The sequence below is a fragment of the Halopelagius fulvigenes genome (assembly GCF_055398025.1).
Genome location: NZ_AP043845.1, coordinates 31,265 through 45,699, shown reverse-complemented (window position 1 = coordinate 45,699; position 14,435 = coordinate 31,265). Strand labels below are relative to the sequence as shown.

The following is a 14,435-nucleotide window of genomic DNA, read 5'->3' as shown; positions in this document are numbered from 1 at the left end:
CTGAAAAAATGACGCTAATGTTAACACTAGCTCTGATTCGGCAGTATTGCACAATAATAACAAGATATGTGGAAAAGTTTGTGGTTGGTGTACTCGATTGCGAACGTGCGTTCTGTCACACAGACTACAAACCGCCAGAACGAGACTACTGACGGGCCTTCGCGCCGACTCCTCCACTGCCTCCCGGACCGAGTCTCCATCCGTGCGGACGTTCGCCGTGGCTTCGGCGAGCCTCCTCGTCTACGTCGACGGCGGCGACGACGTCGACGAGTCCGCCTTCGACATTCGGCGGAGGTACTCGGAACACCAGTTCGCGCCCTGTCCGCCGGTACCGACCAGTATTACTCGATATGACATCGGTAATCCTGTTTGAACAGTTGTCAGATTTATGATGGCTATTTCTACTGTGGTCGAATCGTGGCGGGGCGGTCGACGGGTCGAGGGGCAACCGGACGAGAGCCCCACGCAAGCGGAGATGACGCTTTCTCGCATAGAGAATCTGCGTCCGAATACGCTGTGTGGCCGTCCCCTCCCGAGAGGGGGTCAACGAGGTGTCCGACGAAGCCCGACTACCGCTCTTCGTCCAGAATCTCGCCGACGGTTTCGCCCGTGCGCTTGGCTTCGATGTCCGTGTAGCGTTCGTGCGTCGTCTCGATGCTCTTGTGGCGGAGCGTCACCTGCGCTAACTCGGCGCTTCGCTGGTACAGTTCGTGACCGAGTCCCCTCCGCGCGCCGTGGAGTTTCAGCACGTCGCCGTCCTCGCGTATCCCGGATTCCTCGGAGAGTCGAGCGAGGACGCGTCGCCCTCCCTCGACGGTGAGAGACGGCGGCGCGAGGTCCAACGTCCGTAGGGCGTCGTCGATCCGGGCGGGCGTGCACAACTCCTCGATTCGGTCTTCGTCGCCCACCGCCTCGCGGACGAGGGCGTACTTGCTCGGGAGGTGACCGCTCTCGAACACCGGCCAGTCGTCGCTCGGCGGGTCCTGTCGGCGGCGGTGTCGTTCGAGGTAGCGGCGCGCCTGCGGCGGAAGTGGAACGTCCTCGCGTTCCCGCGACTTCCCCAGTACCTCCAAGTAGCCATCGTCGAGGTGGACGTCGCTCCAGCGCAGACCGGCCCGACGCGAGTCGCGCGGTTCGCGGAGTATCTCCGCGCCGCGGACGGCGGTGTACGCCACCGTCGCGACCAACGCGCGGTCCCGAACCGCCGTCGCGCCGTCCATCCACCCCGAATCGAGGGCGTCCTCGGCGCGCCAGTCGGCCCACCGGACGATGGCCTCGCGCGTCTCGCTCCGCCAGAACTGCTGTCTCGACTCGCTGGAACCCGCGCTCTCCTCCGGGAGTTCGTTCTGCGCGACGGCCTTCGCCGCCGGGTTCTCCGCGAGGTACTCCCACGCGACGGCCCACGAGAGGAAGGCGCGAACGCGGGCGTAGTACTGGTGCGCGCTCCGCCCGGAGATGCCGCTTGCGCCGTCCGACTCGCGCGCCCCGACGCGGCGCTTGAGGTGCCGCGCGTACGCGCCCAACGTCCGGGCGTCGAGACCGTCGAACGTCTCTACGCCCCGTTCCTCGCACCACGCTATCCACGAGGTGAGGACGCGTTCGGACTCCGTCGCGTACCGGCCGTCGCCCTCGGCGGTCCCTTTGCTCTCGACGAACGTCGCCAACGCTTCTCGGAGTGTCGGTGCGGCGGTCTGTTCCTCGGGTCCGGATTGGGCGGGCATTCGTTCGGTCGATGGAGACGGGGGTTTGTAAAGTCACGTGTGACTTCGCCCATCGTCCGCCGCCTCGGCGCGGGTTCGTCGCCGACTGATCTCTGACCATTACAGAAATAGTCGTGTAACGGAAAGAGATTCGACTCCGAACGAATCTAAGAAGTGTACAATCACTTCTGAGTCAGTAACTCAGTGTGGGATACGTTCTCATTCGGAGGGCTCGTGCGGTCGAAGGCGACGATCTTCTGGAGTTCCGGGCGTAGCGGCAGCGACGGAGATGAACTCTTGGAGAGTTTCCCCCTCTCGCAGCGGAACTCCGTTCTGACCGTACAGACGACCGTTGTTCGCCGTTTCCGCGGTATTATCGCTTCGCCGTGTTCCGGTGACTTCCCGCCGGCCGCTACTGTTCCGGACGCGAGGAAAACTCCTAAAACGAAAGTGATTGGACTCCCGACGCGTGATCACCGCCGTGCGGCGCTCTCCCGGAACGTAACGAGTACTCGAATTACGCGTTCGGAGAACTGAGACGGGACGCCGACGCCGAGAACTCACCGGGGGGAGTTTCCGCTTCTCCTCGTCCCTCACTCGGCGGGAGACCTGCCGGTACCGGTTTTGTCACGGACGCTCCGCGTGGCGAGGGGAGGGGAAACCGTCGCTATCGGCAGACGTACCGGTCGCCGTCGGACCGCACGTGGCCCTTCTCGACGAGGGTTCCGAGGACGGGGTAGAGCGTTATCGTCTTCATGCCGAGTGCCGTTCGGAGATGTTCCACCGTCCCCTCCTCCATCTGGCGCAGGTAGAGGTAGACGAGTTTCGCCCGGGGCGACTGCAGGTCGGACGGGAGGGACTCGTCTCCGTCGAGGGGGGACTGTTCTGCGTGCGTACCGGTCTCTGCGGTGAGTTGAGTGCTCTTCATTGTTATATGGTTAGTGAGACGTACGACACCGTATCCGCTGAACGACGCCTTTTCGAGCTTCAGGGTCGGGAAATCTGGCGGTGGCTCGATGTGTTCCGTCTGTCACTTCTGCGTCCACTAACTCCATGCGCCGAAGACGCCATAAAATTTACTCAGGCCGGTTCGGACGTTCTGCGCCCCGTAGACGTGAGAATGCGTATCAAACCTCGGTCGTTCGGCCCGCGCGGGCCGGCGCCGTCACTCCCGTCTCGAACGGTGACCGTCTCCTCGCCGTGTGTGTGGCCCAGTTGTTTTGTCGGACCCCGCCGTTTGTCCGGTACATGACTCGCGTAGTCGTCATCGACGGATGCCGGACGCCACACGGAGCACTTCTCGGCGCGCTATCGAACCGATCGGCGGTCGAACTCGGCGCGCGAACGCTTCGGGCCCTCCTCGACCGAACCGACGTGGACCCGGCGGACGTGGACTGGGCCGGACTGGGGAACGCCATCCAAGCGGGGGTGGGACAGGCCCCCGCGCGACAAGCGGTCGTCGAGGCCGGCCTGCCGAACGACGTCGCGGCGACGACGATAAACGAGGCGTCGGGATCCGGACTTCGCGCGTTGACGCTCGCGTTCGACCGCATTCAGGCGGGGCGGACGTCCGTCGCAATCGCGGGCGGCATGGAGTCGATGTCGAACGCGCCCTACCTCTCGACGGAGATGCGGAAGGGCCGTCGGTACGGCGACGTGCGGATGCGCGATTCGATGATATACGACGGCCTCTGGGACGTGGGCTACGACGAACACATGGGCGCTCTCACCGAACGCCTCGTCGAGGAGGCGGACATCTCCCGCGAGGCGCAGGACGAGTACGCCCTCGAAAGCCACCGGCGCGCGGTGCGGGCCATCGAAGACGGCAGGTTCGAGGACGAAATCGTCCCGGTGGAGACGGACTCCGGAACGGTCGAAGTGGACGAGGGACCGCGGGAGGACACCGACATGGACAGATTGGGGTCGCTGTCGCCCGCGTTCGAGTCCGACGGGACGATAACGGCGGGAAACGCCTCTGACCTGAGCGACGGCGCGGGAGCACTCCTCCTCGCGGACGCGGACGCGGTGGACGACTCCGACGTCCTCGCCACCGTCGCCGACTACGCCGTCTCGTACCGCGACCCGAAGTGGTTCGGCAAGTCCGTCGGCGACGCGGTGGAACGACTCCTCGAGTCGAACGACCTGACCGTCGAGGACGTCGGCTTCTTCGAGTTGAACGAGGCGTTCGCCGCGCAGATGGTGTACACAATGGACCGTCTCGACGTTCCGAGGGAGAAACTGAACCCCCTCGGCGGCGCCATCGCGTACGGCCACCCCATCGGCGGAAGCGGCGGATTGCTGGCGACGACGCTCGCGCACGCCATGGTCGAAGACGACGTGACGTACGGCGTCGTCGGGATGAGCGTCGGCGGCGGCGGCGGCATCGCCGTCCTCCTCCGACGCTGATTCGACTTCCCTTACAGTCGTATACCTGTAATACTGCGAGAATGTGTCGGCGATTTCACAGTACCGAGTCGGCAACTGTCCGCCGTTTCGGACTCCGCGACGGTCGGTCGGAGTTCTCCGCGGTGGGCGGACGCCGAGTCGTCACACCGATAGGACCGGGATGGAGGCCGACTCGGTGACCCTGTCGGTGCAGGCGTGTGCGTGCGGCCGCGTCGGCGGCGAGGTTCCGTGTCCGCCCATCACCACGAGGTCGATGTCGTTTCTCGCGACGTAGGAGAGTATCTCCTCGTGCGGGCACCCTCTCGTACACGCCGCCTCGGCCTCGAGTCCGCGTTCGGACGCCGAGGCCACTATCTCCGCGCAGTCTCTCGCCCCCCGCCGTTCGATCTCTTCGAGGTAGAGTTCGTCGCTACTCAACGCGGGCGTCTCGTACATCCGTTCGTCGAGAACGAACAAGGAGTGAACCCTCGCTCCGTGTTCCTCGGCCAGTTCCAATCCCCGCTCTACTCCGCGCTTCGCTCCGCGACTCCTGTCGGTCGGAATCAAGATGTTCGAGTACACATGCTCGTGTACGCTCGCTGAGGGTTTGAAGGTGTGTGCTTCCGATGTGCACAGTCTGGGGTGGCAGACTGGTGTGCGAACGGTCCGGTTCGATTCCCTACCACTCCATACCGCCGTTGACGCCGATGACCTGTCCGGTCATGTACCGCGAGTCGCCGCTCGCGAGAAAGCGCACGATGCCGCAGATATCTTCGACGTCGGCGAACCGGTCGAGCGGGATGCGCTTTCGGATCTTCTCTTGGACGCGTTCGTCCACGCCTTCGAGCATGTCGGTGCGAACGAACCCCGGCGCGACGCAGTTCGCGGTCGTCCCCGAACTCGCCAGTTCCAACGCGAGCGTTCGGGTGAACCCGAACAGACCGCTCTTCGTCGTGGCGTAGTTCGCCTGCCCGTAGTTTCCTTGCTGGCCGACGACGCTCGATATGTTGATGAGTCGTCCCTGTTCGGCGTCCGACAAGTCGTCGTAGAACGCCTTCGTGCAGTTGAACACGCCGCCGAGGTTCACGTCCATCACGCGGTCCCAGTCCTCGCGGGTCATGTTCTCGAACGTCCGGTCCACGGTGATACCGGCGTTGTTCACGAGGACGTCCACCGGCCCGTACGCGTTGTGAATCCGTTCGCGCATCTCTTCGACGGACTCCATGTCGCTCACGTCTCCTTGGACGGCGATAGCGTCGCCGCCCTCGTCGGCGATGGTCTCCACGACGTCGTACGCCTCCCCTTCCGAGGAGCGGTAGTTGACGACGACGTTCGCGCCGTTGCGACCAAGTTCTTCGGCGATTCCGCATCCGATTCCTCTCGACGACCCTGTGACGAGGCAGGTCCGATTGTCCAGTATCATGGTTGGGTGGGGGGTCGGAGCGCTCACTCCCGGTATTTCGGCTCCGCCGTACGAATCTACGGACGAGAATCGGCCAAGTAAGTGTTTCTCAAGATATCTAAACGGTACTCCGCGGGCGAAGAGTCGTCGGAGAAGAGTACGCCGAGGGGTTACTCGGAGGACGTCAGTTCCCGTGCCTGCGCTATCCAGTCTCGGACGCGACTCTCGGAGACGCCGATCTCCTCGGCGACGGATTCGGCGTCCGACGCGGCGAGGGCGGTGACGTCTTCGACGCCGGCGTCTCGGAGGCGCGATCGGTACCCCGACCCGATGCCGGATATCTCCGTGAGGTCGGTCGGTGCCGCCGGTTCGCCGGCGTCGGTCCCCGCCTCGGCGGCCGGTTCGTCGGTCTCGTCGTCGGGCGTCCGCATCTCGTTGATGTGTTCGACGGCCGACTCCGACTCGGTCTGCTCTCTGGGTTCCGCCTCGTCTTCGGTCTGCAGTTCGTCAGACGTCTGCGTTCCGTCGGGCGTCGCCCCGCCTTCCTCGTCCGCTTCGTCGAACGTCGGCGGTCGCCCGCCCTCGTCCTCAGCGTAGACGGCGCTGTCCTCGTCTTCGGCGAGTCCCGTGCCTCCGGTCTCCGCCGTCTCGGCCCCCGTCTCGGTGTCCTCGCCCGTCTCCTCGACGTACACGTCCACGTGTCCCTCGTCGGGGTCCCGCGACATGGTCTTGCCGCCCGCCTCGTCGGTCTGGGCGGCTTGGTCGGTTTCGACGGTTCGGTCGACCTCGTCGGTCTCGTCGGCCTCGCCGGCGGGTTCGCCTCCCGACCGTTCCTCGAACCACTCGCCGACGCGCGGCCACAGATCCTCGTGGGATCGCGAGGAGACGGAGAGTCCGATGTGGCCCGTGGGGAACGCTATCGTCTCGGTGTCGTCGCTGGCGACGAGTTCGTTGAACGGGGTGCTCGCCTCCGACGGGACGAGGTGGTCGTACTCGCCGACTATCTGGAGGACGGGCATCGTTATCTCCCCTAGATCGACGCGCTCGCCGTTCAGGGTGAACTCGTTCCTCGCCAGACTGTTCGACTGGTACATCCCCTCGAGGAACTCGCGGTACGTCTCGCCCGCCACGTCGATGCCCTCGCTCAGCCAGCGTTCCATGCGGGCGAAGTTCTCCACGAAGTCGTCGTCGTCGAGGTTGTCGGCCAAGCGGGCGTACTTGGTGAGGTAGTTGTCCACGGGGTCCATCATGGCGAACCCCGCGTCGAGGAAGTCAGAGGGGACGTTGCCGAACGTCTCCGTGACGGTCTCGGGGTCGAAGTAGTCGCCGTCGCCCCACATCTCGAGGATGCCGCCGCTGTCGTCGAAACAGAGGCCGGCGGCCATGAGTCCGAGCGTTCGAACTTTCTCCGGGTGGAGGGCGGCGTACATCGCGCTCATCGTCCCGCCCATGCAGTAGCCGAGGAGGTGGATGCTGTCCTGTCCGGAGCGTTCGCGCACCACGTCCACGCAGTTCTCGATGTACCTGTTCACGTAGTCGTCGAGCGTCAACGACGCGTCGAGGGTGGACGGTTCCCCCCAGTCGATGAGGTAGACGTCGAAGCCGCTCTCGAGAAGCGACCGCACGACGCTCCGGTCGGGCTGGAGGTCTAAGATGTACGGCTTGTTGATGAGGGCGTAGACGACGAGTATCGGCACGTCGTGTTGCTCTTCGGTCCGCGACTCGTAGTGGAGGAGTTTCAGCTTGTTCTCCTCGTACACGACTTCGCTGGGCGTCTGCCCCACGTCCACGCCGGTGAACCGCTCCGCCTGCTCTCCCGCCGTCGCGAGGCGTTCGACGGCGTCGGCTGCCTCCGTCCACTGTTGCTGCTGCACGTCGAGTGCGAAGGTGTAGGGGTTCACGGTTCCACCGAGTCGATGATTCGGTCGAGTTTCTTCTCTACGGAGTGCTGGCGTCGTTCGAGTTCGACCAGTCTCTCGCCGACCTCCTGCACGTCCGACTTCGTGGCGAACCCGAGGGCGTGGAGGGTTGTCTCCGACATCTCGTCTACCTCCTGCCGGAACTCCAAGACGTTCTGGACCGCCTCGCCCGTCGTCGCCGCGAACGCGGTGGTTCGCATCACCTCTTTGAACGCCTCGTTGGCGGCGTTCAGCCAGATATCTCGAATCTCCTCGGTGTCGACGTCCTCGCCCTCTACGGAGTCGATCGTCCGTTCGAGGTGTTCTTCGGCGGCCTCCATCCACACCTCGTAGGCGCGGGCGTACCCCTCGATACCGTCGCTCCACGCGTCGGCGTCCGTGGCGGACGACTCCTCTACGGCGTCGAACCACGATTCGACGAACTTCGCCTGCGCCTCTGCGTTCCGCTCGAAAGCGTCCGCGAACGATTCGTTCGTCTCCTCGACGAAGCGTGTCCAGTCCTGCTCGGTCCCTGCGGTAGCGTACTCTTCCGACATCGTTTCACTCTACGCGAAGTATCTCCAAATGGTTACCGCCCGAGTTACTCCTCGGTGGCGTCGAACTCCACGTCGGAGTCCGTCCCGCCGACGTCAGACTCGTCGCCCGACTCGACTTCCACTTCGGTCGTCTCGGGTGTCGCCTCTCGGGCCTCGGCTATCCGCTCGGAGACCTCGTCGACGGTCCGGTCCACGTTCTCTTGGTACTCCTCGAGCATGTCGTTGTACAGGTCAGTGTTCTGACGCATGCTCGTTTCGAGGGCGTCCCAGACGTTCTCGTTTATCTCGTTGGCCGTGTCGTACTGCTCGTCGATGGTGTCGCGGAGGTCATCGAAGAACTGCTGGTTGTTCCGGACGCTCCCGTCCATCGAGTTGATGGTCTCGAGCGACATCTGGAGCGCCTGCCGCGTGTTCTCGACGAACGCCTGGTTGTTCGTCGGGACGCTGTTGTCCATTGTCTCGACGGCTATCTGCGCCATCGACCGGCCGACGTCTGTCGTCTTCTGCTGCACCGGGCGGCTCGATTCGACGTTGTCCGCGAACAGCTCGATGTACGACTGCTGGAGCTCCATGCTCCGGCGCATCGCCTCCTGACTCTGTTCGAGGGAGCGCTGGTAGGCGTCGAACATCGCGGTGAAGGGGTTCTGAACTCGGTACGTCTGTCTCTGTCGGTTGGTGTCGTGTTGGCTCATGGGTGTTTACTCCGTTTTCGGCTCTATTGGGATGACGAACGCCTGGACGAGGTCGCGCTCTTCGATACCCAGCGCCTCCCGTTCGGCGTCGGGGATGCTGATCCGCCCCCCGCTCTGCACGCGGGTCTTGAAGACGGCCGCTTCTCTGCTCAGCGATTCGAGGGTATCGAAGTCGCTCTTCTCCTCGCCGCCTCCGGCAGACATGAGCTCGTTGAAGAACCGAAACTGCTGGTCGGTAACTTCCTCGCTCGCCTGCCGGAACTGCTCCGCGAACGCGGCCGGCGGCCACGGCGGAGTCGATGGGTCGTCCGTCATCTCACTTCTACGTAGGACCCCATGATACAAATGTGTTCCCCACGTTACCTTTGAATGGTATACAATGGCTACGATTGGTGAACACGGTAATACCGGCGTCGTGGAGTTATCAGGATTAGATACAAATCGCCCCATCGAGGGCGGTCGGAGGCGGGTTTGAGATGGCGCGCGACGACCGGACCGGTGACCGGCACCCGCCGACGCCCCTCGGGGGCCAACTCGAACAGTTCACGACGGCGTGGGGGCGCGCCTCGAACCACCTCGTGAACAGCGTCGTCGAGGCCAACCGCGCCACGCTGGCGCTGTTCGGCGTGAACGGCCGCGACGCCGACGGCGACGGCACCGGAACGGGGAGCGCTCCGGTTGGCCGAGACGCGAAGCGTCGCGTCAACGCCGAAGCGGTGGCGGTCTCTCACTCCGAGGAGGGGTGGGAGTCCGAACGCTCCGTCGACTCTGTGGAGGACATCGACGTCGGCGACTGGGTCCAGTTCTCGAAGACCATCGACGAGGCGGACGTGGCCGCGTTCGCGGCCGCGAGCGGGGATACGAACCGCCTCCACACCGACGAGGAGTTCGCCGCGCGGACGCGGTTCGGCGGCCGAATCGTCCACGGAACGCTCGTCTCCGGCCTCATCAGCGCGGCGTTGGCCCGCCTCCCCGGCCTGACCATCTACCTCTCGCAGGACCTGGAGTTCGTGGGGCCCGTCGAGGTGGGGTCCCGCCTGACGGCGGTGGTCGAGGTGATCGAACGACTCGGGTCGGACCGATTCCGACTCTCGACGGACGTCCTCGGTGAGGACGGGGAATCCGTCGTCGCGGGGGAAGCGGTCGTCCTCATCGACTCCGTGCCCCCGGACGACGGCGGTTCGTCCTCCGAAGGGGGACGGGCGTGACCGTCGGTCCGAACCGCCGACCGACCCGCGCGCCTATTTAAACACCGCGTAGTGACAGGGGGAATAAGTAACGTAGCTCGTGAACCACTAGGTGACACTGCTGACCGGTCGGACGGGGACCGACGACCGGCAGCGAGGAGAAACAATGGCTTCGGGAGATACACACACGAGAGCGGAACTGTACGTTCGGTCGTTAGCACCGCGCGGCGCGCAGGCGTCGCAGGAGTCGGTCGTTCAGCGACTCCTGGATATGGAATCGGAGCAGGAGTTCGAGTTCTCCGTGACGGTGTGGGGCGACCAGATAGCGACCGACAGCGCGGTCACTCGGACCGAGGCGGGACGGACGATGATAGAGACCGTCCGTCAGTTCGAATCGTGGGCGGCGACGAACGGGTACACCGTGGAACCGTTCTTCTCCGACGTGCGTCGGGAGTCCCTTCTCGACGGTTCCTACGACGCTATCATCCCTCCGCATCTCTGCTTGGCGCTCTACGAGGACGGCGACGTCGCGGGCGTGTTCCCCTGTTCCGACCGCGACGCCAACTACACCGTCGAGGACGCCCTCGAAGCGATGACCGCCGACGAGGACATCCCGCCGTTGTCGGCGACGACCCTCGACGCCGACGACTCGGACGCCGACGACCGGTTCTCCGAGGAGGAAGCGCCGACGTACGTCTCGCCGATTCCCCTCGACGAGTAATCCCCGTCGTCACCCCGTACGCGTACTCCGCGCCCGTCGGTCCGACCGGGCGTCCGCGAACCGCCGCAGACGACCCGTCTTTCTCGTTTTCCTGCGGTCACTCGGCCCGAAAAAGGGAGGACGAACCGTCCGTCGGCCGTCGATTCACTCGATGTCGATGTTCTGCCCCCGGTCGGACGATCCGACCTTCGGGAGCGTGACGGTGAGAACGCCGTTCTGGAACTTCGCGGAGACACCGTCGGCGTCGACGGGTTCGGGGAGGCGAACCGACCGCTGCATCCGTTCGTCGGAACGCTCCCGCCGGAGATAGTTCTCCTCGCTCGTCTCGGTTTCGCGCTCTCTCTCGGCGCGAATCGTGAGTTGGTCCTCGGTGCACTGGACGTCGATGTCGTCCTTCTCGAACCCGGGGAGGTCGGCGGTGACGACGAACTCCTCACCTTGGTCCGCGAGGTCGATGTCCACCGACCCGCGGCCGAGCATCCCCTCTTGGCCCATCGACCACGGAGACTGTTCGAACTGCCGGTTCATCTGCTCGAACATGCGTTCGAGCTCTTGGAACGGGTTTCTGTCGGGCATCATAGTTGTCTGGTGACGTTTCCGCGTCGTAACTTTCGCGGGATGGTCCTTATCGTTTATTCCTCCGAGCGAACCCGTTCGAGAACGCCTGCGGGAGGCCGTGGTCTCCGTCTCCACCTTCCCGACGAGTGGAAGGCGAGAATACGTTCCCGTGCGCGGACGGCCGTTCCCCCTCGGGGTTCCCACGTCTACCGTCTCGCGCCTCCGAGAGACCGGTCCGATGCCTCTTTGTCCAAGATATTCTGTCGGATTTTTCTCCGTAGGCTCGGAGTACTCCCCGATTCTTCTCTATCGACTCACGTTTGAAAGGCAATGTTCCGGCTCGATCTAACCGTGTTTGCCGTCAAAACTGTCTTGTTCGTCTTTGCTATCTGTGATAGCTTGCCTATCCTTCCCGTCTTTGCCGGCTTGTTCGTCGACGGTTCGCGGGACGAGGAGGAAGGCGAGGGAGGCTGACCCCGCCGTCTGCGGTAACTGCCCCAGCGGTTAACTCCGAGAGGGGACTAGTTCCGGTATGGCGTATCAGACGACCATCGGTTGGTCGCTCTTCACGTCCGGAATCGTATCGCTCCTGTTGGCGTACCTTCCCGGCGACTCGATGTGGTGGGGCGTCGGACTGTTAGTGCTCGGCCTCGTCGTCCTCTACGTGCGTCGGGACGACATCGGCCCGTGACGGACGTCGGTACCTTCCTCTCATTCACCGTTTCGCTCCCCGTACAGTAGAATCGCCGCTGCGACGATCAGACAGAGTACGAGGCCGCCGAACGCCGCGGCGTAGCTCGCGTAGGTCACGACGACGCCGACGTATGCGGGCCCGACGGCGTTCGCGCCGAGAAACAGGGCGCGCGCAGCGCCCAAGTCGGCCCCGGTGCCGCCGTCGGGAGCGTCGTCCATGATGATGGCGTCCGCGAGGGGGAAGCCCGTCTTGTAGCCCAACGCCGTCAGTCCGACCGCCACCCAGACGAGAGGTTTCGAGGCGGCGGCGACGAGTGCCGCCAGCGAAAGTGCCGCGAACCCGATTCCGACGACAGCGATACCTCGCCGAGAAAACTGGTCGCCGAGGTCCCCGGCGACGGGCTTGACCGCCAGACCGACGGCGAAGACGATGGCGAACGTCGCACTCGCGAGTCCCTGTGAGAACCCCTTCGATGACGCGAGGTACGCCGGTAGGAAGTTGATGAACCCGCCGACCATGAAGTAGAACAGCGAGAACGCCAGCAGCGTCCCGCGTTGCTGCGGACTGGCGACGAGTCGGCGCGCGGTTCCGCCCGCGTCGAGGGACGTATCACCGACACGGTAGCCCTCGCGTGACCAGACGACGTAGAGGACGGTCACGCCCGCCAGAACCGCCGCGACCGGGAAGAACGGCGCGCGCCACGTCGCGTACCCGAGCGCGAGGACGGCGAGGCCGGACGACAGGAGGCCGCCGATGTCGGTACCCGCGGCGTAGACGCCGAGTGCACGCCCGCGGCGGCGCACGAACAGGTCGGAGAGAAGCGCGCGAGACGGGATGGCGAACAGACCCTTCCCGAGTCCGACGATAGCCGCCGCGGCGACGAACGCGGGGAGATTCCACGCCGACCCGAAGGCGGCGAACCCGACCACGAGGACGAGTAGTCCGGGGACGATGAGCGTCGCGCGCGTCCACCGGTCGGAGTACTCGCCGCCCGGATACTGCGACAGCGCGTAGACGCCCTGAAACAGCGCGAGGGCGAGTCCCGCCGTCGCCTCCGTTATCTGGAGGTCCGCAATGATGGTGGGCAGAAGCGGGGAGAGGAGGAACCGTCCGGTCTGAAGCACCGCCCACCCGAGGGAGACGACGAATAGCATCCGTCCCGCATAGCCGCCGCGTAATCGTTCGTCGGTCGCCGTCGATCGCACGGCGGACAGTCCCCGCGACGGTACCAGTCCTTTACGGTTCGAAAGCGACGCATCGATCCGACGGCCGTACCGACGCGCTGGCGGTACGGAACTACGCAGCCGTCCGCCGGCGGATGGTGACCGAGGTCACTGCACGTACGAACACGCTCGTCGGAACTCGAACGCCACAACCGTCTCCGGGAATCCAGACATAATTATTTGGACCGAACTCCCCCGTCTCTGACGTGAGTCGTCTCCCGTTTTCTCACCTCCTCCCGTCTGTCCGGTTCCCCGTCCGGTCACTCTTCTCACCGGTCGGGGAACCGAACAGTTTTCTTACCCCCTGATGACGGGCCACCCGTGTCCGAAGGAGTGTTCGCCGACCGACTCCGGCGGGAGTTCGAGACCGTCGGCAGTCACGAGGAGTTGATAGCGTTCTCGCGCGACTACTGCGAAAACGCCGCCTCCGAGTTCGACCTGAGCGTGGCGTTCTCACGGGTGTCGTGGGAGGTTTCGACCCGCGCGAAGCGCCGGGCGGCGGCGGTGAAGCGACCGAAGGTTTCCGAAACGGCCGTCGGCGACCCGATAGACTGGGGCGAACGGCCGACGGCGGCGGCGGACGGAGGCGCGCCGACGTGTACGGTGTCGCTCTCGTGGCGGGCGTTCCAGTCGTTCGACTACGGGGAGTGGACGGCGACGCTCAGACACGAACTCGTCCACGTAGAGCAGTTCCAGCGGTTCGGGACGACGGACCACGGACCGGCGTTCCGTCGGCGCGCGGAGGCCCTCGACGCCCCCGTCCGGGTTCGCCACTTCGCCACGCCAGCGTACCTACTCACCTGTACGGACTGCGAGAACGTCGTCGCCAGACGGTACCGCGACTGCAAGTTGGTCCGGGAGTTCGAATCGTACGTCTCCTCCTGTTGCGGCGCGGCGCTGGAATGCGATATCCCCGACGAAACGGCGTCCGACGGGTAATCCGCGGAGTCAGTTCTCCGCCTCGGCGTCGTCGCCGTAGGCGTCGAGGTACGTTCGCTCCCGGCGGATGAGTTCTTCGACCCCGTGTTCGAGGATTCCCTCGCCCAGAGATGTCGCCGCGTAGTAGGTGTAGAGGCCTTCGCTGTCGCGTTCAGCCCGCTTTCGTTTCTCGACGAGGCCCACGTCCACGAGTTTGTTCAGGTGGTAGTGGAGGGTGTTCCCGCGGACGTCGAGGCGTTCTTCAAGTTGCTTGGGGCTCTGGTCGCCCGCGTGGACGAGGGTGTAGACGACGGCGAACCGCGTCCTGTCGCCGATGGCCGCCTGCATGTCGAGGTAGTCGTCCAGAGAGAGGACGCTCGTCGGCGGCAGGAGGTCCTCCGGGTCCTCCGGGGCGTCTCCGTCGTCGGCCGCGGCGTGGTTGGTCGCCATTCGTCTCTCTGTACTCTACGAGCCCGTTTAACGATTGCTGACTCAACGAC

17 protein-coding genes are annotated in these 14,435 nt (G+C 64.7%); 6 read left to right on the top strand and 11 right to left on the bottom strand.

The features are described 5' to 3' along the window. The first annotated feature begins 202 nt into the window (after positions 1-202). Positions 203-373, top strand: a complete 171-nt coding sequence (locus tag ACZ522_RS03255; protein WP_464391771.1) for a hypothetical protein — start codon at positions 203-205, stop codon at positions 371-373. Positions 374-569: 196 nt separating this feature from the next. Here ACZ522_RS03255 and ACZ522_RS03250 read toward each other — a convergent pair whose 3' ends face one another. After that, complete coding sequence (locus tag ACZ522_RS03250; RefSeq protein WP_379691992.1) at positions 570-1,721, bottom strand: tyrosine-type recombinase/integrase; 1,152 nt, start codon at positions 1,719-1,721, stop codon at positions 570-572. Between the two features lie 646 nt (positions 1,722-2,367). Beyond that, positions 2,368-2,628 (bottom strand): TrmB family transcriptional regulator, encoded by a 261-nt coding sequence (locus ACZ522_RS03245; RefSeq protein WP_379691993.1) that lies wholly within the window; start codon positions 2,626-2,628, stop codon positions 2,368-2,370. 320 nt (positions 2,629-2,948) lie between these two features. Between ACZ522_RS03245 and ACZ522_RS03240 the strand changes: the two genes are divergently transcribed. Further along, on the top strand, positions 2,949-4,106 hold the full coding sequence (locus ACZ522_RS03240) for a thiolase family protein (protein WP_379691994.1): 1,158 nt from the start codon (positions 2,949-2,951) through the stop codon (positions 4,104-4,106). A gap of 141 nt (positions 4,107-4,247) precedes the next feature. Here ACZ522_RS03240 and ACZ522_RS03235 read toward each other — a convergent pair whose 3' ends face one another. The 6 genes from ACZ522_RS03235 to ACZ522_RS03210 form a co-directional block, all read right to left on the bottom strand. Next, on the bottom strand, positions 4,248-4,667 hold the full coding sequence (locus ACZ522_RS03235) for a universal stress protein (protein ID WP_379691995.1): 420 nt from the start codon (positions 4,665-4,667) through the stop codon (positions 4,248-4,250). 97 nt (positions 4,668-4,764) lie between these two features. Then, positions 4,765-5,508, bottom strand: coding sequence for a beta-ketoacyl-ACP reductase (locus ACZ522_RS03230; RefSeq protein ID WP_379691996.1), 744 nt, complete (start codon positions 5,506-5,508; stop codon positions 4,765-4,767). 149 nt (positions 5,509-5,657) lie between these two features. After that, entirely contained in the window at positions 5,658-7,388 is a 1,731-nt protein-coding gene (gene phaC, locus ACZ522_RS03225) for a class III poly(R)-hydroxyalkanoic acid synthase subunit PhaC (RefSeq protein ID WP_379691997.1), read from the bottom strand. Next, positions 7,385-7,942: a poly(R)-hydroxyalkanoic acid synthase subunit PhaE gene (locus tag ACZ522_RS03220; protein WP_379691998.1), complete on the bottom strand. Its 558-nt coding sequence runs from the start codon at positions 7,940-7,942 to the stop codon at positions 7,385-7,387. The genes phaC and ACZ522_RS03220 overlap by 4 nt, the downstream gene beginning before the upstream one ends. A gap of 44 nt (positions 7,943-7,986) precedes the next feature. Then, on the bottom strand, positions 7,987-8,634 hold the full coding sequence (locus ACZ522_RS03215) for a hypothetical protein (RefSeq protein ID WP_379691999.1): 648 nt from the start codon (positions 8,632-8,634) through the stop codon (positions 7,987-7,989). Positions 8,635-8,640: 6 nt separating this feature from the next. Continuing rightward, on the bottom strand, positions 8,641-8,949 hold the full coding sequence (locus ACZ522_RS03210; RefSeq protein ID WP_379692001.1) for an AbrB/MazE/SpoVT family DNA-binding domain-containing protein: 309 nt from the start codon (positions 8,947-8,949) through the stop codon (positions 8,641-8,643). A gap of 161 nt (positions 8,950-9,110) precedes the next feature. On the opposite strand from ACZ522_RS03210, the gene ACZ522_RS03205 reads away from it, so the two are divergent. Both ACZ522_RS03205 and ACZ522_RS03200 read left to right on the top strand, forming a co-directional pair. Continuing rightward, entirely contained in the window at positions 9,111-9,842 is a 732-nt protein-coding gene (locus ACZ522_RS03205; protein WP_379692002.1) for a MaoC family dehydratase, read from the top strand. Between the two features lie 145 nt (positions 9,843-9,987). Beyond that, a complete protein-coding gene (locus ACZ522_RS03200) occupies positions 9,988-10,542 on the top strand; it encodes an HTH domain-containing protein (protein WP_379692003.1) in 555 nt (184 codons plus the stop codon). Between the two features lie 144 nt (positions 10,543-10,686). On the opposite strand, the gene hsp14 is transcribed toward ACZ522_RS03200, so the two are convergent. Next, entirely contained in the window at positions 10,687-11,121 is a 435-nt protein-coding gene (gene hsp14 / locus ACZ522_RS03195) for an archaeal heat shock protein Hsp14 (RefSeq protein WP_379692004.1), read from the bottom strand. Positions 11,122-11,632: 511 nt separating this feature from the next. On the opposite strand from hsp14, the gene ACZ522_RS03190 reads away from it, so the two are divergent. After that, positions 11,633-11,791 carry a hypothetical protein gene (locus ACZ522_RS03190; RefSeq protein ID WP_379692005.1) on the top strand — a complete coding sequence of 53 codons (159 nt, stop codon included), beginning with the start codon at positions 11,633-11,635 and terminating at the stop codon, positions 11,789-11,791. A 20-nt stretch (positions 11,792-11,811) separates the two neighbouring features. On the opposite strand, the gene ACZ522_RS03185 is transcribed toward ACZ522_RS03190, so the two are convergent. Continuing rightward, positions 11,812-12,948, bottom strand: coding sequence for an MFS transporter (locus ACZ522_RS03185; RefSeq protein ID WP_379692202.1), 1,137 nt, complete (start codon positions 12,946-12,948; stop codon positions 11,812-11,814). A 390-nt stretch (positions 12,949-13,338) separates the two neighbouring features. Here ACZ522_RS03185 and ACZ522_RS03180 point away from each other — a divergent pair, with 390 nt between their 5' ends. After that, positions 13,339-13,956: a SprT-like domain-containing protein gene (locus ACZ522_RS03180; RefSeq protein ID WP_379692006.1), complete on the top strand. Its 618-nt coding sequence runs from the start codon at positions 13,339-13,341 to the stop codon at positions 13,954-13,956. Between the two features lie 9 nt (positions 13,957-13,965). Here ACZ522_RS03180 and ACZ522_RS03175 read toward each other — a convergent pair whose 3' ends face one another. Continuing rightward, positions 13,966-14,385 carry a helix-turn-helix domain-containing protein gene (locus ACZ522_RS03175; protein ID WP_379692007.1) on the bottom strand — a complete coding sequence of 140 codons (420 nt, stop codon included), beginning with the start codon at positions 14,383-14,385 and terminating at the stop codon, positions 13,966-13,968. Positions 14,386-14,435 lie beyond the last annotated feature (50 nt).

Excerpts from the sequence above, each read along its gene's own strand:
- ACZ522_RS03205 (WP_379692002.1), top strand. The coding sequence starts at position 9,111 with ATGGCGCGCGACGACCGGACCGGTGACCGGCACCCGCCGACGCCCCTC.
- ACZ522_RS03185 (WP_379692202.1), bottom strand. The coding sequence starts at position 12,948 with ATGCTATTCGTCGTCTCCCTCGGGTGGGCGGTGCTTCAGACCGGACGG.
- ACZ522_RS03175 (WP_379692007.1), bottom strand. The coding sequence starts at position 14,385 with ATGGCGACCAACCACGCCGCGGCCGACGACGGAGACGCCCCGGAGGAC.
- ACZ522_RS03250 (WP_379691992.1), bottom strand. The coding sequence starts at position 1,721 with ATGCCCGCCCAATCCGGACCCGAGGAACAGACCGCCGCACCGACACTC.
- ACZ522_RS03240 (WP_379691994.1), top strand. The coding sequence starts at position 2,949 with ATGACTCGCGTAGTCGTCATCGACGGATGCCGGACGCCACACGGAGCA.
- ACZ522_RS03220 (WP_379691998.1), bottom strand. The coding sequence starts at position 7,942 with ATGTCGGAAGAGTACGCTACCGCAGGGACCGAGCAGGACTGGACACGC.
- ACZ522_RS03230 (WP_379691996.1), bottom strand. The coding sequence starts at position 5,508 with ATGATACTGGACAATCGGACCTGCCTCGTCACAGGGTCGTCGAGAGGA.
- ACZ522_RS03200 (WP_379692003.1), top strand. The coding sequence starts at position 9,988 with ATGGCTTCGGGAGATACACACACGAGAGCGGAACTGTACGTTCGGTCG.
- ACZ522_RS03190 (WP_379692005.1), top strand. The coding sequence starts at position 11,633 with ATGGCGTATCAGACGACCATCGGTTGGTCGCTCTTCACGTCCGGAATC.
- ACZ522_RS03210 (WP_379692001.1), bottom strand. The coding sequence starts at position 8,949 with ATGACGGACGACCCATCGACTCCGCCGTGGCCGCCGGCCGCGTTCGCG.
- ACZ522_RS03215 (WP_379691999.1), bottom strand. The coding sequence starts at position 8,634 with ATGAGCCAACACGACACCAACCGACAGAGACAGACGTACCGAGTTCAG.
- ACZ522_RS03245 (WP_379691993.1), bottom strand. The coding sequence starts at position 2,628 with ATGAAGAGCACTCAACTCACCGCAGAGACCGGTACGCACGCAGAACAG.
- hsp14 (WP_379692004.1), bottom strand. The coding sequence starts at position 11,121 with ATGATGCCCGACAGAAACCCGTTCCAAGAGCTCGAACGCATGTTCGAG.